General features: G+C 41.0%; 30 protein-coding genes and 1 tRNA gene. 3 read left to right on the plus strand and 28 right to left on the minus strand.

Going from position 1 to position 20106, the window contains the following annotated elements; all coding sequences use genetic code 11:
• Positions 1-9: 9 nt before the first annotated feature.
• From MK405_RS07845 to MK405_RS07970, 26 genes are all read right to left on the minus strand, one after another.
• On the minus strand, positions 10-1305 hold the full coding sequence (locus MK405_RS07845; protein WP_268704726.1) for a PBSX family phage terminase large subunit: 1296 nt from the start codon (positions 1303-1305) through the stop codon (positions 10-12).
• Entirely contained in the window at positions 1289-1780 is a 492-nt protein-coding gene (locus MK405_RS07850; RefSeq protein ID WP_268704727.1) for a terminase small subunit, read from the minus strand. Before MK405_RS07850 ends, MK405_RS07845 begins: the two co-directional genes overlap by 17 nt.
• 290 nt (positions 1781-2070) lie before the next feature.
• Positions 2071-2161 (minus strand) — tRNA-Ser (locus MK405_RS07855).
• An 86-nt stretch (positions 2162-2247) separates the two neighbouring features.
• Positions 2248-2682 (minus strand): DUF1492 domain-containing protein, encoded by a 435-nt coding sequence (locus MK405_RS07860; RefSeq protein ID WP_268704728.1) that lies wholly within the window; start codon positions 2680-2682, stop codon positions 2248-2250.
• A gap of 69 nt (positions 2683-2751) precedes the next feature.
• Positions 2752-3123 carry a hypothetical protein gene (locus MK405_RS07865; RefSeq protein WP_268704729.1) on the minus strand — a complete coding sequence of 124 codons (372 nt, stop codon included), beginning with the start codon at positions 3121-3123 and terminating at the stop codon, positions 2752-2754.
• Positions 3120-3380, minus strand: a complete 261-nt coding sequence (locus tag MK405_RS07870; RefSeq protein WP_268704730.1) for a DUF1372 family protein — start codon at positions 3378-3380, stop codon at positions 3120-3122. The genes MK405_RS07865 and MK405_RS07870 overlap by 4 nt, the downstream gene beginning before the upstream one ends.
• A 2-nt stretch (positions 3381-3382) precedes the next feature.
• Positions 3383-3736: a hypothetical protein gene (locus MK405_RS07875; protein ID WP_268704731.1), complete on the minus strand. Its 354-nt coding sequence runs from the start codon at positions 3734-3736 to the stop codon at positions 3383-3385.
• 12 nt (positions 3737-3748) lie between these two features.
• Positions 3749-4264 (minus strand): RuvC family protein, encoded by a 516-nt coding sequence (locus MK405_RS07880; protein ID WP_268704764.1) that lies wholly within the window; start codon positions 4262-4264, stop codon positions 3749-3751.
• On the minus strand, positions 4261-4593 hold the full coding sequence (locus MK405_RS07885; RefSeq protein ID WP_212575787.1) for a hypothetical protein: 333 nt from the start codon (positions 4591-4593) through the stop codon (positions 4261-4263). Before MK405_RS07885 ends, MK405_RS07880 begins: the two co-directional genes overlap by 4 nt.
• Before the next feature lie 13 nt (positions 4594-4606).
• The gene (locus MK405_RS07890; RefSeq protein WP_084856309.1) at positions 4607-5281 is read right to left on the minus strand and encodes a DNA methyltransferase; all 675 of its coding nucleotides are present in this window, start codon (positions 5279-5281) and stop codon (positions 4607-4609) included.
• A 9-nt stretch (positions 5282-5290) separates the two neighbouring features.
• On the minus strand, positions 5291-6373 hold the full coding sequence (locus MK405_RS07895; protein WP_268704732.1) for a DNA cytosine methyltransferase: 1083 nt from the start codon (positions 6371-6373) through the stop codon (positions 5291-5293).
• A 174-nt stretch (positions 6374-6547) separates the two neighbouring features.
• On the minus strand, positions 6548-7063 hold the full coding sequence (locus MK405_RS07900; RefSeq protein WP_268704733.1) for a hypothetical protein: 516 nt from the start codon (positions 7061-7063) through the stop codon (positions 6548-6550).
• A gap of 261 nt (positions 7064-7324) precedes the next feature.
• Positions 7325-8137 carry a PD-(D/E)XK nuclease-like domain-containing protein gene (locus tag MK405_RS07905; protein WP_084856303.1) on the minus strand — a complete coding sequence of 271 codons (813 nt, stop codon included), beginning with the start codon at positions 8135-8137 and terminating at the stop codon, positions 7325-7327.
• Entirely contained in the window at positions 8134-9330 is a 1197-nt protein-coding gene (locus MK405_RS07910) for a DUF1351 domain-containing protein (RefSeq protein ID WP_212575792.1), read from the minus strand. The genes MK405_RS07905 and MK405_RS07910 overlap by 4 nt, the downstream gene beginning before the upstream one ends.
• Before the next feature lies 1 nt (position 9331).
• Entirely contained in the window at positions 9332-10261 is a 930-nt protein-coding gene (locus tag MK405_RS07915) for a recombinase RecT (protein ID WP_181186682.1), read from the minus strand.
• Positions 10258-10437, minus strand: coding sequence for a hypothetical protein (locus tag MK405_RS07920; protein WP_084856297.1), 180 nt, complete (start codon positions 10435-10437; stop codon positions 10258-10260). Before MK405_RS07920 ends, MK405_RS07915 begins: the two co-directional genes overlap by 4 nt.
• A 235-nt stretch (positions 10438-10672) precedes the next feature.
• Positions 10673-10933, minus strand: coding sequence for a hypothetical protein (locus MK405_RS07925; RefSeq protein WP_084856295.1), 261 nt, complete (start codon positions 10931-10933; stop codon positions 10673-10675).
• Positions 10934-10951: 18 nt separating this feature from the next.
• Positions 10952-11206, minus strand: a complete 255-nt coding sequence (locus MK405_RS07930; protein ID WP_268704734.1) for a hypothetical protein — start codon at positions 11204-11206, stop codon at positions 10952-10954.
• Positions 11207-11428: a hypothetical protein gene (locus MK405_RS07935; protein ID WP_268704735.1), complete on the minus strand. Its 222-nt coding sequence runs from the start codon at positions 11426-11428 to the stop codon at positions 11207-11209.
• A 12-nt stretch (positions 11429-11440) separates the two neighbouring features.
• On the minus strand, positions 11441-11725 hold the full coding sequence (locus MK405_RS07940; protein ID WP_268704736.1) for a DNA-binding protein: 285 nt from the start codon (positions 11723-11725) through the stop codon (positions 11441-11443).
• Between the two features lie 216 nt (positions 11726-11941).
• Complete coding sequence (locus MK405_RS07945) at positions 11942-12796, minus strand: ATP-binding protein (protein WP_268704737.1); 855 nt, start codon at positions 12794-12796, stop codon at positions 11942-11944.
• 9 nt (positions 12797-12805) lie between these two features.
• Positions 12806-13624, minus strand: a complete 819-nt coding sequence (locus MK405_RS07950) for a replication initiator protein A (protein WP_268704738.1) — start codon at positions 13622-13624, stop codon at positions 12806-12808.
• Between the two features lie 16 nt (positions 13625-13640).
• On the minus strand, positions 13641-13853 hold the full coding sequence (locus MK405_RS07955; RefSeq protein ID WP_268704739.1) for a helix-turn-helix transcriptional regulator: 213 nt from the start codon (positions 13851-13853) through the stop codon (positions 13641-13643).
• 189 nt (positions 13854-14042) lie between these two features.
• On the minus strand, positions 14043-14333 hold the full coding sequence (locus MK405_RS07960) for a hypothetical protein (protein ID WP_080975937.1): 291 nt from the start codon (positions 14331-14333) through the stop codon (positions 14043-14045).
• The gene (locus MK405_RS07965; RefSeq protein WP_192831383.1) at positions 14330-14473 is read right to left on the minus strand and encodes a hypothetical protein; all 144 of its coding nucleotides are present in this window, start codon (positions 14471-14473) and stop codon (positions 14330-14332) included. The genes MK405_RS07960 and MK405_RS07965 overlap by 4 nt, the downstream gene beginning before the upstream one ends.
• 514 nt (positions 14474-14987) lie before the next feature.
• Positions 14988-15263 carry a hypothetical protein gene (locus MK405_RS07970; RefSeq protein ID WP_268704740.1) on the minus strand — a complete coding sequence of 92 codons (276 nt, stop codon included), beginning with the start codon at positions 15261-15263 and terminating at the stop codon, positions 14988-14990.
• 164 nt (positions 15264-15427) lie between these two features.
• Here MK405_RS07970 and MK405_RS07975 point away from each other — a divergent pair, with 164 nt between their 5' ends.
• From MK405_RS07975 to MK405_RS07985, 3 genes are all read left to right on the plus strand, one after another.
• Positions 15428-16177, plus strand: coding sequence for an XRE family transcriptional regulator (locus tag MK405_RS07975; protein WP_268704741.1), 750 nt, complete (start codon positions 15428-15430; stop codon positions 16175-16177).
• Between the two features lies 1 nt (position 16178).
• On the plus strand, positions 16179-16379 hold the full coding sequence (locus MK405_RS07980; protein ID WP_268704742.1) for a hypothetical protein: 201 nt from the start codon (positions 16179-16181) through the stop codon (positions 16377-16379).
• 155 nt (positions 16380-16534) lie between these two features.
• Entirely contained in the window at positions 16535-17602 is a 1068-nt protein-coding gene (locus MK405_RS07985) for a site-specific integrase (protein ID WP_268704743.1), read from the plus strand.
• A 204-nt stretch (positions 17603-17806) separates the two neighbouring features.
• On the opposite strand, the gene MK405_RS07990 is transcribed toward MK405_RS07985, so the two are convergent.
• Entirely contained in the window at positions 17807-19138 is a 1332-nt protein-coding gene (locus MK405_RS07990; protein WP_007522376.1) for a hemolysin family protein, read from the minus strand.
• 125 nt (positions 19139-19263) lie between these two features.
• Positions 19264-20097, minus strand: coding sequence for a DNA/RNA non-specific endonuclease (locus MK405_RS07995; protein WP_061598736.1), 834 nt, complete (start codon positions 20095-20097; stop codon positions 19264-19266).
• Positions 20098-20106: the final 9 nt, after the last annotated feature.

The following is a 20106-nucleotide window of genomic DNA, read 5'->3' on the forward strand; positions in this document are numbered from 1 at the left end:
TCCTTGTTGCTAAAAATTGGCGTAACGCTTATAGAATACGTTCACACTATATCTGAATTCGTCCATTGCGTGGTTATCTTTGTCAATTGGCCGTCCGTTATCATCCCGGCTGTAAAGGCCAATCTCTTTCAAGAAATAGTAATGGTCGTACTCTTCTTCTTGGTGATTGATAAGCAAGAACTGACCTGAAGATATAATGTTCTGGCCACGCTCAATCCCTACCTCGATACCCTTCGCCTTGCTGCTGACATCATGGGCATTGTTCAAAGCCCCTCTTGTCTGAATGCCTAGCTTGTGCAATTCCTCTCGTAAGGATCTACATGCTGGGTCAATCCAGACATCGGTATAGCGCATTTGATACTTGCTAACGCACCATTGAATGAACGCTCGAAGCTCGACCGCATAAGTAGACATGGCTTTAACTTGACCAGTCTCGGCTCCACTATGGTAGTAATGAGCTACACGGTTTAGTCTAAAGAAGGTCTTGCCATCCTCTCTATGTTTAGTAACAATGTTACATGACATCGATGTGGCGTCAGATTGCCCACCATCGCCGTTGAAGTACATTTCCATAGGTTCGCCGACTAAACTATCCTTGATGTTCTTATCAAGATCAAATAGGCCATAAATAACGCCCTGAGGCATCACCCTCTGACCGAGCACGTCTCTCTTGTAGAGGTAAGGGTTTTTCTTCAGCGATTGAATAATAGACTGCTTACGCTCTTCAGATAGAATCGGATTGTCGTCCATAGTCCAATGGGTCCAGCGTGTGTTCTGGACATCAAATACATCCTTAATAACTGGATGTTGAGGTGCTGGAGGGTTCAGGTCGGCCAGATGATAGCGTAGCTTAGCAGCCCACGTCCGTCTGAATGCCTCCTGGATAAAGTCCATGTTCAGCAGATTGATTTCACAAAAGACCACTGAGCCTAAAGACATACCAGTGATAGCACCTACGCTATTAGCTTTACCGCCCCCCTTATAGTAAACTCGCTTGGTTCCGTTGGGTGTATCAATTAAGAGGTGGTCTCCGTGTTCATCATGCTTGATTTTACAATTGCCATCGAAGATGTGCATTAGACCTGTGCCGTCACCGTCAATAAATAGACGGTAGGCTTGCTCTTGGTTGTATGCAGCGATCAAATGGTTTTCGTCTGGCGACTCAATCAAATATCTTGCGTATCTGAAATGACCAGCGGTTGTCTTGCCGCTTCGAGGCGTGCCCTCGTTGACCTCAAGCTCATAGTTGAACGGTCTACGAATGATGTTGAGTTGTTTGTTTGAAAAATCAATCTTCAACCTCATCACCACCTTTTACCGCATTTAAGAGAGCTTCCATGAGAGTAGTATCGGACTTAGAGTCTTGATTTCTCTCAATCTTGATTTTGAGCAATTCAATCTCTTGTCTGATTTTCTCGTCAGTCAACTCGAAGTCCTTCCATGCCGTATTATTCATGCCTTCTAAAGCAGAAAGAAAGGCGTTTGAATTAGCTTGTCTGATACCTTCATTCTCGATGCTTGCCCTAGCTTTATTTTTTAGCCATTCATACTCATTGAAAGCCTGTTCTCTGGACCATAAGGACATGTTCGAGAACTGTTTGAGTAACTCACGATACCTAACCCTTACCTCACCCTTATTGAAAATAGCAGATGCTTTATTGTCAACTACTGCATCGCTCATTTTTTCGGCTTTGTAAGCCTGCCTATACGCTTGTCTTTGAGATAGCCCGGAGATTATCCCTTGGACAAATAGCTCTTGTTTTGGGGTTAATTTATCCACTCACCGGACTACCTCCTTTCCGACAAAATAAAAAGCCACTCAAAGAGTGACTTAGTGCAAGCAGACTACAGACTTGCGTGTTAATTAGAAATTACTTTTTTCTTTTTTATTTTTTGTAGTCATTTAAAACCTCTGAGGGAATCAAACCCTCTAGCTTATAACTTACCTAGGATATAAGTAGCTACGCAATCATGCGAGGTCCAGTCGCTCCGCAACCATTTGTAAGTTAATGAGTGATATATGAAACCCCACCCAGAAGATTTAACTCATTCTGGGACACAAACACTCAAAGGAGAGTGTGGGATTCGAACCCACGGAACGCACATAGGCGACCACCCGTCTAGCAAACGGGCGCATTCAACCGGACTCTGCCAACTCTCCATGTTAGGGAAGGCTTACTGCCTTACCCTTAATTCTTGATGATACTATAATAGCACGATTGTTAGACCAGTGCGCTTCAACCTAGTTCACATTAGTTCGCTTTTATCAACTACAACACCCAATTCACGGATTGCATCTTTCTTCTTTTTGTAGAAAGTAGTCTTGCTGCATTGTAAAAATTCAATCATATCATACACGCTTGCTTTCTGAATATACACCATCCTTAAAATTGTTCGACTTGCAGGCTTAGGTATTTTATCAATCAATTTACTGAGCTCAATTCTTCGCTGGATAGCTTCAGCAGTTGCTTGCTTCATGTACTCTTTCAAGGAATCTTGCATGCTAAAAATATCGATGTAACGTTCATCTAATCGAACCTTCTGACCACCTTGAATCTTATCCATGTTCATTTTAGGACTAGAAAGTAAACTAGCTTCAAGATTAGCAAGTTCGTCTATTCGATTCTGTATCTCTTCATCCAAATTCTGTAGTTCATCAAGTAACTCTTTAGCCTTGTTCACTCTCTGTCTCCTTTATGATATAATAATAGTGTGTTAATTATAGCTGAGACAAAGAGTGTCTTGGCTTTTTTAATGCGCAAATTCGTTGACTAGATCACGGATAAAGGACTTCCAGTCAGATTCCCTAAACGTTAAGAGACGATCTGTAGTAAAATTTCTAAGTCTTTTATAGAAAAGCATCTTTAGTTGAATTGATTCACCAACAGTAAGGAAGATGCCGGGAAAGCGATGTACTGAATGCACTCTATTTCCGTATCCAGAAATATCTAAATGTATTACCATTTCTGGATATGAACGCCCAAAATTAGCTTCAACTCCGAACTCAACCTTAACTTCTTTTACAATTGGAATCTCGTTAAAAATTGGTCGTGCAGAAAATAATGGCGACGAGACTTTTTGCCCTTTTCTTCTTCCTGAATATGGATATTTTTTTGGCCTCATAATCTCACCTCGTCTCCAATCCTTAAAGATTCATAGCTTGTTTGCGTGACTACGAAAATGCCATAATTTTTAATAGTGATTGTGTGCATGTCGCCAATTTTCTCCTTGTGAACAACCTTGCCTTTGATTTCTGCGCCTTGATTATCAGCTTTATAGACGATAATCGGGCGCTTTTCTTCTAATTTCTTAATCTGGATACTCTGCCAGATGTTCAAAGTAGCAGACAATACAATCCATAACGCTATAAATTGTTTCATGTTTACTCCCTATAATCGTTATAAATTTCAATAGCTGGAATTGACTCATTATCAGTTGCAGAAGTAATTACCAGCTCGCTTCTCACTTTTCTCTGAAATTCTAGTAACTCCTCTATCGAATTGATTTCGATAAAATGCCCCTCTGCGCCGTTCGGGAATTCTCTTTGTATTCGACCTTTAAACGCTTTATGATTTACTCCTTTAGAAAGCCAAGTGCCTTCTCTCCTAGAAAATCGCTTATCAAATTCTTCAAATGTCGAACAGGTTCTAACTTCTCTTTTTGTGTATTTTTTAATTACAGCATTAGGAATGCGATTTTCATCTCCCCCGCTTGTGCTTGTAAGTAAAAATTCCATCACTCCACCTCCTCAACTCACCTTATGACTTTCCAGTTCACCAAATTCGTGGCCGTGGCTTACGAAATACGAACCAATCAGGATTGCATCAGCCTCGTCGTCTTTAACGTTTAGGTTAAATTTATCCGCAACCTTAGCAACTGCCTGCAACTTCATTGATTTCTTGCTTCGGTCTTTATAGCTGAACTTCCAATACTTGCGCCAAGTCGAAACATTCACAAAATACACATTGTCAGCAATCAACCGTCCAAGAATAATTCCTGTCACAATTCCAATACTGATCATGGACTGCTGATTTGGCCCCATGACCGAGTTCTTCTCGACCACAATCGATTCAAAATGACAGTCGTACTTCTGGAGCGCTCTCGATTGAATTGCTCGCAGTTCGCTAGCCATGAACCGACCACGTTCAAAGAAAGACTTGCTTTTATGTTTTAAGACACCACTCTGGACAAGGTCAGAGCCGTGAAATACGGCCCATCCTGTCGCAGTAGTTGAAATGTCTAACGATAAGGTCAGATTTTTCATTGGAGCTCTCCCTTGATACCGCAAAGATCAAAGAGATTCCGCTTGTTGTTTTCGATGAACTCAAAGAACTTCTGAAGCTCGGCCAAGTGGCGTTTTTCTCTCTTGACTCCAAGGCTTGTATGATACTCTGTCGGCGTTTTCGGTGTTACCCTGATGTCTAGCCAATAGAGAGGCTCGAACACGTCGCCACTTGTATCAAGAGAAGCATCTGCGTCCGTATTTCTGAAATGCATCTGCATATCATATTCAATTTTATTTGTGATCGTGATGTTCTTATCTACGATTTCGAGTGTGATAGTTGTTCCTGGTATATCAATTTTATTAAGCATTTGTTTTTCTCCTTTAAAATAATTTTATTTGTGACTTATAATTTTCAAGTCTCTGTTGAGCAAAGTTGAAAATGTTTTTGTCAAGCTCACAACCAACATATTCAAAACCTAACTCCTGACAAGCAATCAAGCTACTTGCTGAACCGACATGAGTATCAAGAATCTTATCTCCGGCTTTTGCGTAGTTTTGCAGCAACCAGAAATAAAGATTGATGGGTTTTTGGGTTGGATGAATTCTAACCTCATTCAAAGCCTTGTTTCCTTGCTGGATATGACCTTCGGATATTGACTTCCCTTGCATCATGCCATTCCACATATAGCGAAATAAGCGCGTGCTATCATGTAAGCTGCAGTATGCTATCTCACAATCTGAAAAACTTGAATGACCATTAACTTTGTCCCATACAATACGGCCAGAACCGAAAGAGTAGTTGAAGTAGTTCACACCCCAAATGATTTGATTTTTTGAAACTCTAAAAAGTTCGTCAAAATAATCTCGATTTGGAATTTGCCACTCTGAGGTTTCTCCGTACAATCTACTGACACCAATCGGACTGACTTTCCTGCCATAAAATTTTCTTTTTTCTGGCCCGGAAAAATACGGTGGATCAACAATAGCTAAATCAAAATAGTTGTCAGGATATCTTTTCATGACATCCATACAATCTTCGTTAAGAAATAATTTCAAGTCATCACCTCATTCCAACTCCTTTGCTATTGCAGCGATAACATTGATGGTCACGCTATTTCCTGCTTGTTTGTATAATTGGCTATTGCTATTCACTTCTTGAGCTTTATCAAAAGCCCAATCAGGAAAACCTTGTAACCTCCAACACTCACGAGGTGTTAGCTTGCGAATACGATAGCCAAAAGATAAATGGTTATTTTCGTGATAGCTATTACTTGTCAGTGTAGGAGCTATTTCATGCACTCCACCCTGATTATAGCCATGGCCACGCTGGATGATTTTAGGTTCAAGACCTCCACCTTGATATGCTCTGATTGTTGGTGCGATGCCATCTGTTTCGTAAACAACTCCACATTGATTAAAATTGGGTTGCAATATCCCAAATTGTTTTATAGTATTACTTTTTATTGCTATCTTTTGCCTCTCTCCTTTATTCGTTGTGAGTGTAGGAGCTAGGCCGTCAGCTTGATAGACTTCCCCATTCATGCCATTTCCAGAGGGGTTCACATTGCCAATTTTCACGACTGATTGGCTACTAGTTGACTGATTTTCTCCGCCGAGAGGAAAAATTCTTCTGGTACGTTCTCCTCTAAGATGTCCGATAATGAACACACGTTCCCGATTTTGGGGGACTCCAAAATTTTTGCTGTTAATGCTTTCCCATTCCACATTGTACCCCAGTTCATCCAAGGTTGAGATAATGGTCTCAAATGTAATTCCGTTTTCGTGATTGAGGAGTCCTTTGACATTCTCAAGGAATAGATATTTAGGTCTGAGAATAGATGCGAACCTAGCAATTTCAAAGAACAAAGTTCCTCGAGTATCTTCAAAACCTCGTCTGTTTCCTGCAATGCTGAAAGCCTGGCACGGAAATCCTCCACAGATAATGTCCACACGTCCGATTCCTCGAATAAACTCGTCTGATACTGCTGTGATGTCATGTAGCTCTATTTCTCCTTTCGTTTGAAAAATGGACTTATAAGATTCTCTAGCAAATTTATCAATCTCACAAAATCCAATACACTCGTGTCCGACACTTTCCATTCCAAAACGAAATCCACCGATACCAGCAAATAAATCTAAAAATTTCATTTTTTTATTTTCTAAAAAATGCGACTGCCTCTGTTGTGAGTTTGGCTAAATACGGGCAGTCGCTCGTCCAAGGTCACATAACCTTTACTGACGTTTTCTAGTTCGCAGTTTTACAAGAATACACGGCTTGTTTATTTTTGAATTGTTTCCATTTTGGAAATAGTTGGTTTTGGGTTATTTTGATTTTTCAACAGCAAACATATCCTCGAATTCATCTGTCTGCTCTTTGAACTTCATCGGGCTGTCCCCTCTGAAATAAAATCCATTGTCATCCAATTCGCCTTTGACTCCCGTCGCCCAAGACAAGAAAATTGAGCCTCGGCAGTCAGGACAATTCATGAATGTAAAGTAAGATGGGACTTTCCACCGCTTCGCACATCCACAAAACGGGCATTGCAAATCAACATCTACCTTCTCGCTTGGTTTCTGCGAAATCGCTGTGCTTCCGCTAAATTTTGCAGATAACTTGTCCTTCGCTGCTTTGATATTGACAGGATCAATTTCAGCTAACTTCTCAGCATCAATTTTTAAAACGGCCCCTGCATTCTCGGGCTCTTTCTGACTTAAATCCTCAAGAATTTCGTCAGACCCTGTGATCATCTGATAGGCTTTGAATAAGGCTTGATAATCAAGTTCCTGCGCTCGTTCAAAACTCAATTTTACGTCATCTTGTTCAATATAGATTTTCATTCTTTCCTCGCTTTTTCTAAAAGATTACTACCCATTTTTCGGTAATATGATGGGTTCTTGCATATTCTTTCACAGCCATTTCTTCGGCTTGGGTGCGACTATATGCCAAAACATGATAGAAAGCCTGTGTCTGTCTATTGACACCCCAGTTACACCTAATCTCATAGAATTTCAACTCTTTATTGCTAGACCAAAAGTGGGATGACCGCTTGCCTAGCTTGTATGTTTCTCTATCGACTCTCATAATTTGGGGATCAGTCATCAGACCACCTCCACACGTTGACTCAGCGCTTTCGTTTTGCAGTATTCGCAATGACCGCACGGCTTCGCCTTCTCTTCGCCTCGCTTGACCTTATCAAGATGCTGAATCAGCATAGACAGCTCAGTCAGCTCATAGTCGAGTTTTTCCTGCGATTGGAAAACAATCGCTCGGGTATCAGGCGTCGACTCTTTCGTCACTGCGTAAATAATAGGGGTGAACTCTTTGCCGTACTGATTTTCCAGCATCTTCTTGTAAGCCGCCATCTGAAGGACATACCCCCAAGCTTCGAACCAGCGGACCTGAATATTTCGTCCGCTTGCTTCGTCCTGAATCCAGACCATGCTATCAATGTCAGATTTCGTGGTCTTAATATCCACGAAATACCCTTTTTCAACATTGAGACAGTCAATCTTGCCTTTGAATTCCACGCCTTCGATTTTGCCTGTTACAGCAACCTCTTTCTGGCCGACATAGTAGTCCATGAACTGCTTATCAGCTTTCAGTCGCTCAATCATGCGCTGGCCGACTAAGAAGTCGGATTTCAACTGACCTTTGGTCTTTCCGGCTTTTGAAATCATGGCATCTGCGTTTTCATCCATAAATTTCTTATGTACTTCTGGACTTTCAAAATAGCTGTGGACCATGTTCCCGACCAAGAGAGCCGTGTTGTCTCTCTGGTCTTCCCATTCTCCTTCCAGCTCTGCTAGCGCTCGCGCTTCACACTCTCTAAATCGCTTATATTGCGAGATAGACCAGTAGCGACGTGCAGAAGCTGCTGAATAGTAGTCTTTACCAAGTAAATCCATTGTCATTCCATTTCCACCCTTTCAGCCTTGCTTGCCATTTCAGGCATTACTCGGACAATAATCCCTAACTCTTGAGAAATAGCCTTGAATTGCTCTTTGACTTGACGCATATTTTTTTCAGGGAAAATAATTTCCATATTTTGGTATCGATAACCATATTTTTTAGCCACATCATCAGAAGCCATATTTTGCGATTTTTGGCCTACTCCTTGTTCGTGGGCGCTATTACCCTCCGAACTCGTTTCAGGCTCAAATTCTGGCTGATTTTGGGTGTAGGATTGATTCTGGGTATTTCGTTCTGCTTCCGCTTGAGCTTGTCTCATTTCAGCTGCATCTGCGTGCAGGACATTGATAACATCCAAAACTGATTTACCTTCTTTGAGCATGTCAACGTATTTTTGAGGAGTTAGATCATTATCCTCTGCAATAGCTGTCATTTCCTCGATACGCTTTTTAAGCTCTTCCTCCGCCTTGGCTTTATCAGCTAGGTCTTTATCGTCTAAAATGGCCTGCAGGATATCCTCCAGCTTGGCGCCTCCTTCATAAAGTCGGATATAGACAACTGGGCCAAAGCCGGCCTTGGCAGCTGCTTCTGTTATCTGGATAAGTCCGGCCTCGCGTTGCTGTTTTTTGGTTGCTTCTTCTGCGACCAAATCAGCGATCATTTTAGAGGTCGCTTGATTGATCCGCACATTGTCGGCCATGAAACACTTTTTCTTGCTAAAATCGTCAAAGTAAATAGCAAACAGCTTGATATCGAGATCAACTCCGCTATCTGCGATTGCAGATTCAAAAGCTTCTCTGACTGTTTCCTTGCGAGCTTCTGTCGCTCTCTCTTCAAATTCTTTAATCTGATTTCTGATGTCAGCCTGCAAAGTTTTGATAGGGTCTAGTACAGCATTAACCCATGCTTTCACTTCGTCCAACGGATTAGAGTAGTCTTTTAGTTGGTTTTTAAGTTCTTGCTCAATCTGACGTTGCACTCGTCCCAATTCGTCTTTAACCTTGGTGTCATCTGACAAAGTTTCTTCTGTCACGATATAGCCAGCGTATTTCTTTTGATAAGCTGCTAAAGCCTGTTCTAAAACTTCCTTTCCTTGGATTTCGATTTCGGCGGCCTTTAGGACAAATCCGACTTCTAAATCCGTCACTGGAACGAGTTCTAGGCTATCTGTTACATCTTTCAATTCTTCAGTCATTCTAGAAATCCTCCCCTTCTAGCATGTCCATTTGGCCGGTTCCTGGCTCTTGGTCGATTACTTCGCCCGTTTCTTGGTCAAAATCTGGGATCTCATCTGCTGGGTATTTTGTATCTGTGGTTGTCAACTCCTGGTTGATAACCTCTTTTTTTGGTTCTTCAGTCACTTCTTCAGAAGCTCCAAGGATACTATCTAATGTTTCAGCCTCTTCTCTCACTGGTTCAGCTTCTTTCATTTGACGATCATTGTCGTACTCGTCAGCAATTGTGTTATTGATTGCTCCAGCGAACAAGTCGCTGTCATTGCTTGTGTTGATAAACATTTTGGCAGCTCGGTTGATAACCGTACGCATGGCCATCTGGTCAGGGAAGTCGATTTGGACATTTTTCGTTTTCGCCTTAGACCATGACTTGTCAATTTGTTTTTTAGTCATGACTTCAAAGAACTCTTCTCCATCAGTTCGAGTGATGATGCAATAAGCAGCAATTATTGGATTATCTGCGTTCTGCCAATCTGTCTCATGTTTGACTAACTTCTTACGCCCGTTTTCAACTGATACCTCTAGCGTATCCCCTTCGTAGACAACATTAGCAGTAACGTCTTTCACCTCTTGCAAATCTTTAGTAACTTTAATGGTCCCAAAATAAGACATTCTCAATTGGACGTCAGAGCCATATTTGATAAAGTAACATTGCTTTTTAGCCGGGCTTAGTCCTTGGGTTACCATTTCTAATAATGCGTTATAAACGCTGTCTTGAGTGCATTGTTGGAGCAAATTTCCACTGTTGGAGTTTTTTAGAGCATAATATGCCGAACTCAGCGCATTGCTAACGCTATAATTCGGTGCAATCAGGAGCCCTTCTCCCTTCATCGCTTCGATCCGTGTTGCAACATTTGATGTAACTTGCTTCTGTGTTAGTTCGTTTGTCATTTCTTTCTTCCTTTCGTTTTCTTCAAATTCCAATTTTCACGCTTCAAGCGTCTGTTTTTGTTTTGCAATTTCAAAATTATGTCTTGTTGTTCGTTGATGATTTTCCCAAGTTCTCGGCCAAGATGGATATAGTCAGACCGCCAATTGTCGATTTCTGCGTGTAATTCTTCAATCATACTTCATCACCCACATATCGACGCCGACCACATCCGATATCCACATACTCGCTAGGGTCAAGTTCTTCTCGTGGTTCAGGCGGTTGCATCATATCTCTGTCATAATCAAACATGAGCATACACCTTTCCGAGTTCCAGGACTCGTTTCACATATCTAGCTTTGGACGTCAAACCGAGATCCAGCAATTCGTTTTTTTCTTCATGATTGGCCAAAAGCCACACACGGTTTTCAAGTTCAATTCTGGTCATCTTCCTGCTCCACCTCTTCAATTTTCACTTCGCTATTTAGACGCTTCATCGCTTCATCTACCGACTTGCCGTCCAGGACGTCCTTGAGCACGTGGCTTACATCGTGCATTGTTTGAGCCTTCGCCTTGCTTCTTTCAGTCTCTGGCATCAAGCCCATATCTTGCAGAGCTAGAAACGCAAGGCTGAAAGCGTGCATTTCTTTCTGAAGTTGTTTGATTTTTTTGATTGCTTTTAGTGCTTTAAACATATTGTTCTCCTTTTTTATTTATTCTCCAACTTTCCAAATTCGACAGCGGGATTCCACTCCAGAAGAAGTCTTGTCTTGAAATTCCCAGTCATTTCCATAAACTCCCGCAGCTTCGTATGAAGCTGATTTCAAATAAGCAATAGCTTCTTCCTTAGTCTCGAAAATAGTAGCCGAATAATCTTGCTTGCCAATTGGCAAAAAGTCTCTTCCAATCAAACTGAAATCCTCGTTTCCAGTTTCAGCATTTTTGACATGGATTGATATAATGTACATCTACATTTCTCCTTGCAGTCTAGCCTTAATGTCAAAATTTTCTTTGTACTTGTAAGCAGCAAGCTCCTGCTTCAAATCGTAGTTTTCTTGCTCGAAAGCAAAGCGACGTTTGCGCTCTTCGAGAAGGTCCTCGTTAAGCTCGATTGCGACCTCTCTCCAGTCAAGGTTGATTACCTTAAACAAGCGCTCGTGTTTGAGTTTGAATTTAGTAAATAGTTTCATGGTTGCTCCTTTTTAAATTGCCGTCCTCTGCCAGTTTTCGTGATACCACTCAATCACGGCATCCCTTGGATATTTCTCACGCTTGCCTTCAATTCTTGGAAAGTCTGCGTGTCGGTTGAAGCGCTCGTCGAATGTCGTCGTGTCCTTCGTTCCTAACAGCATTTCAGAACATTGTGACTTGTTCAGCTCCATCGGATAGCGCTTCTTTTCGTCAGTGATAACAGTCATGACCTTGAGTGTCCTATCCATCAAACCAGCCTCGAACTGGTCTAATAGTTGCATCATTAAATCGTTCATGTTATAATTTCCTTGAATAATTTTGTTGAGCACCTGATTGCCGTCAGGTGCTTTTTTGTTTATGTCTTGTAGACACTTCCGTTCGTCGCATAATACGTCAGCTCGTTCATCTTATTCGTGAACCGTTCGTCTGTCGTAATCAGCAACCTCTCTTTAAGCAGAGTTGATAGTTTGTAAAATTGGCTTTCAAACTGATCAATAATCTGCTGCCGCTCTTTAGTAGTCAGTTGCTGACAAGGAGCGTCTCGAAGCTGTGTCTTTGCTGAACTTAAAGGCATTTGTTTTCATGTTTCCTTTCGTTATTCTGTCAACGAGACTCTGCTCGTAAAGTTCTTTGAGGTGCTTGCCCTCAAAATTAGTTGTGATAATTGTATTCGTCCTGTTTTCAAGAATTTGATACAGGATTTTTTGCATCCAGTTATTGCCTTGTCGGATTTCATTCCCAACACTCGACTCTTTTCCGAGGTCATCCAAAATCAAGAAATCAACATTTTGTAAAAATTTCACGACTGAGCGCTGTTCCCATTTCGAGTCCTTGTATTGAAAAGCCTCTTGTATTCGAGAGAACAACTCCATGGACGGCATATACACGACCGACTTGCGAGCTTGAAGCATTTGAAAGCTCTCGTTTAAGGTTTTAGCTATCCCGACGGCCAGATGGCTCTTGCCAACTCCAGGCGGTCCAGAGATAATCGTATTTCCTTCATATCGCTCTTTCACATAGTCAGCCGTTACACGCTTAGCGAAATTGACTGCTTCAGCATCTTGGTCTGTATGGATTTCAAAATTTCCAACCGTCGCATTTTTCAAATCGCTTGGGATGATGCTCTCTTTCGCAAAGAGAGAGTAGGACCTTGTGTCTCTGATTTGAGCTTCAGCAATAGCTAACTGCTCGCTTGCATTCTGATTGATAGTCTCTTGAACGCATTCAGGACAATAGGTCAGCGTATTACGAGTGCAAGGGTTGACTGACCGCCACATATAGACCCCTTCATGTTTTGGGCATTGCTGTTTCAATGTCTCAATCTGCAAGGCTCTTTCTTGCAACTCTTTGCTCGATACTACTTGCATACGCACCTCCTAAAATCCAAGCCGTGGATCAAATCCGTCATCTGACAATTTCAAGCGACCATTTGACTTACTGCTCGACCGAGTGGGCTTTTGTCTGTTTTCGACTAACTCAGCCGTAACCAGTCCTTTCTGTTTCCAGTCTCTCAAGATGCTACTGAGATACTTGAAATAAGGCTTACCATTGCCCACGCACTCCTTGATTGCTAACTTGATAACCTCTTTACTATGGTCTTGCAAGAAAGCTTTCAAGTCCTCGATTTCAAACGGTGTTGGATATCGTCCGAACTCTGAAAATATCCAATCATGAACAATTCCTAAGTCATTTTCTGCGGGTGCGTCCTCTATACTATGTAGAGTATTAGCACCAGCCCCATCTGGTTCACTCAGTCTTGATAAATTAGTATTGATATTATCAGTCTTGATTGACTGTAATTTTTGCAGTTCTTGACCTGTATTTTTTACAGTTCCGTACTGTAATTTTTGCAGTTCTTGACCTGTATTTTTTACAGTTCCAGAAATATATAATCGATTAGGTTTATTTACCCCTTGTCTTTCTTCTTTAATCAATCCGAAGTCTTGCAATTCTTTCTTTGCTTTAATCACAGTTTTTTCATTGCAATTAAGCAATTCCATGAACTGCTGGTTTGTAAAGTAGATAAAGACATCTCCATTTTTGTCATGCCATTTATTTTGAATAGACAATGTACGTCTATCAAAAATCAGCATGTACATAACTTTCGCCCTCAGACTCAAATTCCTGTATTCTTCATCCAGTAACCACTGCGGAAACTGATAGAAAGCGTTGTTCTTCACTTCGCTTATTTTCAATCATTCTTTCTCCTTTCTATACAACCACGTTTCGTGGTCTTGGATCCGAAAAAATTTCGCCAATATCTTTCCCAAAAATATCAGCGATAATAAACATTTCGTCAGATCTAAAAGAACTTTGTCCTTTTTCTTTCTGTCGGTATGCCGTTTCAGAAATCCCGAGTTTTTGCGCTAACTCTTTCTGTGAGATACCTTTTTCTTTTCGTAATTGATAAAGATAAATTTGCACGTTCCTACCTCCTTATTTTCTATTTGTTCCTCGCAATTCTGCTATAATTTAGTCAGAAAGGAGGTGATGTTATGACTGATTATCAATTAGAAGCTTCTCTGATCGTCCTTGGCAAAGAGTACGAAAGAGCCAAGGAAGACGGAAAAGAAAGCTTCAGTATACATGTGTCGTTCTTTGATGGCTTAGATACTAATTACCATCTTCAAGAGTTTGCAAGACAATATCCCGTAAGGATTGCCCGTTTGAAGCCTGACCGAATAACTTTTCTAATCGACTGACATCATTTAAAGGGAAAGGATTGTTTTCTACTCGTTCATTGAACGTAAGAACGACTTCACAACTCTCTAGAAAATGATTGGTAAATTCCACTCGCTCAACTCCGTCCAGAAACATTCCATCGACGAATACAGCAGGGTGGTTTTTTCTCGCCGTCAATAGTACATCGTGTTCTGATGTGTTTACTGCAATTGTTCCTTTCATACCGTCTTACTTTCCAGCGCCCTGAGTTCTATCTCATGGCTGACTTGTCTCAATAGCTTCTCACACGCTATTTTAGCTTCTCTGTACGTTGAGTTCTCGCTGATGAAGTAATCAGCAAGTTCTATGATTTTATCTTCCATGATCGTCTCCAAAAATCGGTCTTAAGACCGATGTAACATCTTCAAAAATATTATATAGTTATGTTATCCTTTACAAGAAAGGAGCTGATGCAAATTGGCAAAATTTTTGAAGGGGACTGTGGTTCAGTGATTCAGTTTGGCTAGGTAACCAACACGTTTTTACTGCGAGTGCGACTGCATGGAGCCTGTCGCTGACTATAAGAGGGACTGCAGCTCTGCTTATAGCGGGACTGACAGACAACTACCGAGCGGCACTCAAAGACTAGCCAAACCACGTTGATTGCAGTGCTGGACGCATGACCAGCGAAGTTTCAACCAGTCGCTTTACACCGACTGTGAAACCTTATCAAAGTATGCAGGTCTTGACCTAGTGTAAAGTAGGCCAAGACTTTTTTATTCCTCAAGTTCTTCCTACCCCCTTACTTCGTTGAGGGGTTTTTGAGTTCATTCATCTTTCTTCTCCTTTCTCTTTATTCGCTCTATGAGCAATAGCTAGGAGGGGAATTGCGCCCCTCTACGCTACCCTAGCTTGTTTAGTTTCTTCAACCTTTTCAATAACTAAGATTGTAAGAGCCATTTCTTGAAAATCTTTGTCGTCAAATCCGATAACGTCACCGTAAACTCTGATTGCTGTTAGTAGTGTATTATACAATGCGTACATATCATCTACTGATAACTTTTCACGATCTAGAATTTCTCCAAGTTTCAACGAGCGTTCTCTGCGATTCTTAACTTGTAAGATTTCTTTTGCTAGTGCGATTTGTTCTTGTGTTGTAAGTTCTTTATTCATGATGTTTTCCTTCGGTTTGTTTTTTTATTTCCTTAAGCTTGATTTAATTATAGCACACGTTTCGTGGTCTGTCAATGCTTTTTTTGCGAAAAACACAAAAAAGTTTTCTTTTCGTGGGTTTTTGTGTTATAATCTTCTTATAGAAATAGAAAGGAGAGGCAGTTATGGATAAAGAACAAATTGCTGGTGTTATTGGCGAAAAGATAAAACAATATAGACTTGAAAATGGTTGGACTCAACAAGAACTTGGTTCTAAAATCGGGATCAGCAAGAACGCTATTGGTAATTACGAAAAAGGCATTAGGTCTCCTAAAAAAGATACAATGTTTGATTTAGCAAATGCCTTTGGAATTTCGATTGATGACCTTTTCCCTCAAATAAGAAAAGATTCATCTCCCAAAATATATACAATCCAAGAAATATATAATGAACTAAAACCACCGAGACAAGACAAGGTGTTGACTTATGCTGAAAAGCAACTGGACGAGCAGAGGAACGAAGAAGAAACGAAGATAAACGAAGTATCGGAGAAAGTTGTTCAACTCTATGGTTACGACTACTACGACCACGCTACTTCTGCTGGTACTGGGCAGTATTTGAACGATGTACGAGTGGAACGTATTGAGTTGCCAGTAGATGTAGATGCTGACTTTGTTATCCCAATCAAAGGGGACTCTATGGAGCCCGACTATCAAGATGGAGACCTGGTATTCATTCAGACAAGCGTTGACTTGAATGATGGTGTTATCGGAGTGTTTAACTACAACGGAGAGGCATATATCAAGCAGCTTGTCATCGACAAAGAACAGGCATACCTACATAGCTTGAACCCTGCGTACAAGGACATGCCAATCACACCCGAAACGGACTTCCGAATTATCGGTGAAGTCGTGGATTTGTATAGGGAGAAATAACATGAGTAACGAAAGTAGACCGATGGAAGTGATTAAACACAACCTAGATTGCAAATGCCACAGACGAAGAGAGTGGATTAGAGTCAATGATAAGTGGCATGCTATCGAGTTTTCGGTAGACGATCCAAACGAACCTCCTATGACCGAAAAAGAAAAAGCCAATGTGGCCTTAATTCTTCAACAACACTTACCGAAAGAGTAAAAACAACTGTTTCTAAAATAGATATAGTTGCAAACAAAAAAGCCCCACGCTCTCAAAGTTTGGCGACTCTGAGCGTGAGGCGATCTGTATAGTAAGAGGCATTAAAAAGCCCTCTTTACTATACCCATTTTATCAAGAAATGAGGTGAAAAGCAAATGGCATACTTTAGAAAAAGGGATAATGGCTGGGAATACCGCATATCTTATAAAGACAAAGACGGGAAGTATAAACAGAAATCAAAAAGCGGGTTTAAGACAAAAAAACTGGCTCAAGCTGCAGCAAGGGAGATAGAGGATAATCTATCCGAGAATATTCTGACAGATAAGGATGTCACGCTCTATGATTTTGTTAAAACATGGTCTGATGTATACAAGCGACCGCACGTCAAGGATAAGACCTGGGACACTTATACCAAAAATCTGAAGCATATCAAAACTTATTTTGGAGATTTGAAAGTAAAGGATATTACTCCCTTGTATTACCAAAAACGACTCAATGAGTTTGGCGAAAAATATGCTCAGGAAACACTTGAGAAATTCCATTATCAGATAAAAGGCGCTCTAAAAGTTGCAGTCAGGGAGCAAGTGATCAGCTACAACTTTGCTGAAGATGCTAAGGTTAAGTCTCAGATAGAATCCAGGTCAGAGGATAACGACTTTTTAGAGGAAGGCGAGTATAAGGATCTAATTTCGTCCACACGCTCGAATATACAATACGTGTCCTATTTCACCCTCTACATCCTTTCAGTGACTGGTATGCGCTTCTCTGAGGCTCTGGGGCTTACCTGGGATGATATAGATTTCAAAAATGGAATCATTGACATAAACAAGAGCTTTGACTATTCAAAGGCTCAAGATTTTGGAGATTTGAAAAACGAAAGCTCAAAAAGAAAAATCCCAATTGATAAGATCACGATTGAAACTTTAAAAGCTTATAGAAAGCAGCACTGGCAAGCAAACATTAAAAATAGGGTATGTTTTGGAGTTTCAAACTCAGCGTGTAACAAGCTGATAAAAAAGCTTGTTGGTCGTCCAGTAAGAAACCACAGCCTAAGACACACTTACGCTTCTTACCTGATATTCAAAGGAATTGACATCGTGACCATATCAAAGCTACTAGGTCACGAAAGTCCAGATATAACTCTAAAGGTCTACTCACACCAGATGGAAGCACTAGCGGATAAAAACTTTGAGCAAATAAAAGAAATATTCCTAACTGCTTAAATTTGGGGCGAGTTTGGGGCGAAACACCCACAAAGCCCGATAAATCAATAGCTTTTAATCCGTCTACCGCCTTTTAGTACCTGAATTAACAGGAATTAACCAAATGAAAGCCCGTAAAATCGGGCTTTTTTGTTATTCCAAATAGATAGGGATAACTGTATCTACCATATAGATTTACAAAAAGCAGTGACTCAAGTCACTGCTTTATTCTGTTTCTTCTTCAGTCTCTATTTCAGTGATTTGGACTTTTACCTTGGTAACACGTCCGTTTTTCACCTTGTCATTGGTTAGGATGATTTGTTTGTTTTGGCTGACCAATTCATAACTGAGTTTCTCAGTCGTTGGAATCATTCCCACACCCGTCAAATAATAACCGGCGATGGTATCAACATCATCACTTTCCAATTCTACATCAAAGTAGTCATTAAAATCATTAAGATTCATGGTGCCTTGAACGATATAGGTGTCTTCTCCTATTTGATGGACTTCAATTTCAGCCTTGTCAGTCTCATCATCAATCTCACCAACAATTTCTTCTAAGAGGTCCTCCAGAGTTACCAAACCAGCCATTCCACCGTATTCATCTAGTAAGATGGCCATTTGATTTTGGGTATTTCGAAGTTCTTTAAGGAGATCGTCCACAAAGATAGTCTCAGGAACAAACAGTGGCGTTTGGAGAATTCGTTTCCAGACAATATTGTCAAAGCCATCCACAAAAGCAGCATTCAACAAGCGCTTGGTGTGAATCAAACCAATAACATTATCCTTATCCCCATCATAAACAGGGATACGTGAGAAATTTTGCTTTAAAATACTCTCGATAATCGTTTGACTGTCATCCTGAATATCTACCATAAAGGCATCTGTTCGGGGTACCATTAGCTCACGAGCCATTAGTTCATCTAAAGAAAAGACTCCCTGTAGCATTTCAATCTCATCTGCATCCAAGGTTTCCTCACTCTTGGTCAACATGTACTCAATTTCATCTCGAGTCATCTTTTCATCCGCATCATCAAAGGTCATTGGCGTTACACGGCTCAGTAGATTAGTTGAAGCCGATAGAAGCCAGACAAAGGGACTGACAATCTTTCCAAGACCAATAATAATTGGTGCTGTTCGAATCGCCAAAGCATCTTTGAGATTGAGGGCAATCCGTTTAGGATAGAGTTCACCAAAAACAATAGAGATGTAGGTCAAGAATGCCAAAGAGAGGAAACTTGCAATGGCATAAGCTGTTTCTCCGTTCCCCATCCAAGAGGCAATTACTTGTCCAAGTGTATCTGCCAATTTTGCCCCTGACAAGATCGTGATCAAGGTGATACCGACTTGAATTGTTGATAAAAAGTGGTTAGGATTTTCAAGTACCTTTAACAAACGAATGTAACGTTTGTCTCCCTCTTCTGCCTTTTGTTCTACTCGGGAACGGTTTAGTGACACCATTGCCATCTCAGTGGCTGAGAAAAAAGCATTTAACAAGGTCAAGATAAATAATAATACAAACTGTAGCAACAAATTCTGACTGCTCGGGTCTTCCATAGTCCTTCTCCTAAAATAGTATCTTGTGCTTCATTATATCATAAAATTCTTCAGGATTCACATTATTTTTCATTTAAACAACAACTCCCCTGCCTCTAGAAGACAAAGGAACTGTTTTATTGTATCTATTGTTTCTGATCTGTCACCGTTACTTGACCTGTTCGGTAATCAAGCTGGATTCCCTTTTGAACATTGGGGATTAGCACGTTGAATTCCAATTCGCCATCTGAAGACTTGGCTTCGATTTGTGAAGCGGATGGAACTAGATCCTCATTTGTCGCATAATGGAGTGTCACGCGGTAACGGACCCTCTTATTTTTGTCCAAGGCTTTTCTGACCAAACTCTCATAGTAGTTCTGACCTGTCGAATCCTCAGCCTGCGCTTGGTTTGCCCAAGCTGTCTGGACCGCAATATTCTTGGGATTGCTGGTAGAGGCATCAAAGCCATCCAAACCACCTATCAAGGCATAGCCCAACAGGTGCCCTCTATCTACAGCATGCGTGTAAGCCCCCTTTAGATTCTTGACCTGATGCCATCCCGGTGGCGTCCAAGAGGTGGAGCCATTTCCAGTCTCTTCACGATTCTTATACTGCCGAGTCGTTTTGGATAAGATGGCATTGGCAACAGTCGGGACTGTTTCTTTTCCAACTGTCTTTGTTTTATTATCCGCATAGGGTTTGCTTGAAACCTTGGCATCTAGATTGGTTTTATTGCCATTGACAACAAAAGCCCCTGCTCCATTCCACTCGAGATCCCCCTTGATTTGGTTCTTTATCGACTCAGTTAAGACACTTTCAGCCAGCTCCTGACTGGGAGCTTCTGAAGCTTGTTTTTTCTGACTAACCTTAGTTCGAGGGCTATTTGATGCCGATTGCATCTGCTTGATATAATAGCTTCCCGCAGCCAAGAGTAAGAATAGAAGTAACCCTATCAAAGTCTGTCTTGTTTTTTTGTCCATTTTTCTCCT

Origin of the sequence: Streptococcus oralis, from assembly GCF_026782345.1 — a bacterium.
GTDB classification, from domain to species: Bacteria; Bacillota; Bacilli; order Lactobacillales; family Streptococcaceae; genus Streptococcus; species Streptococcus oralis_CK.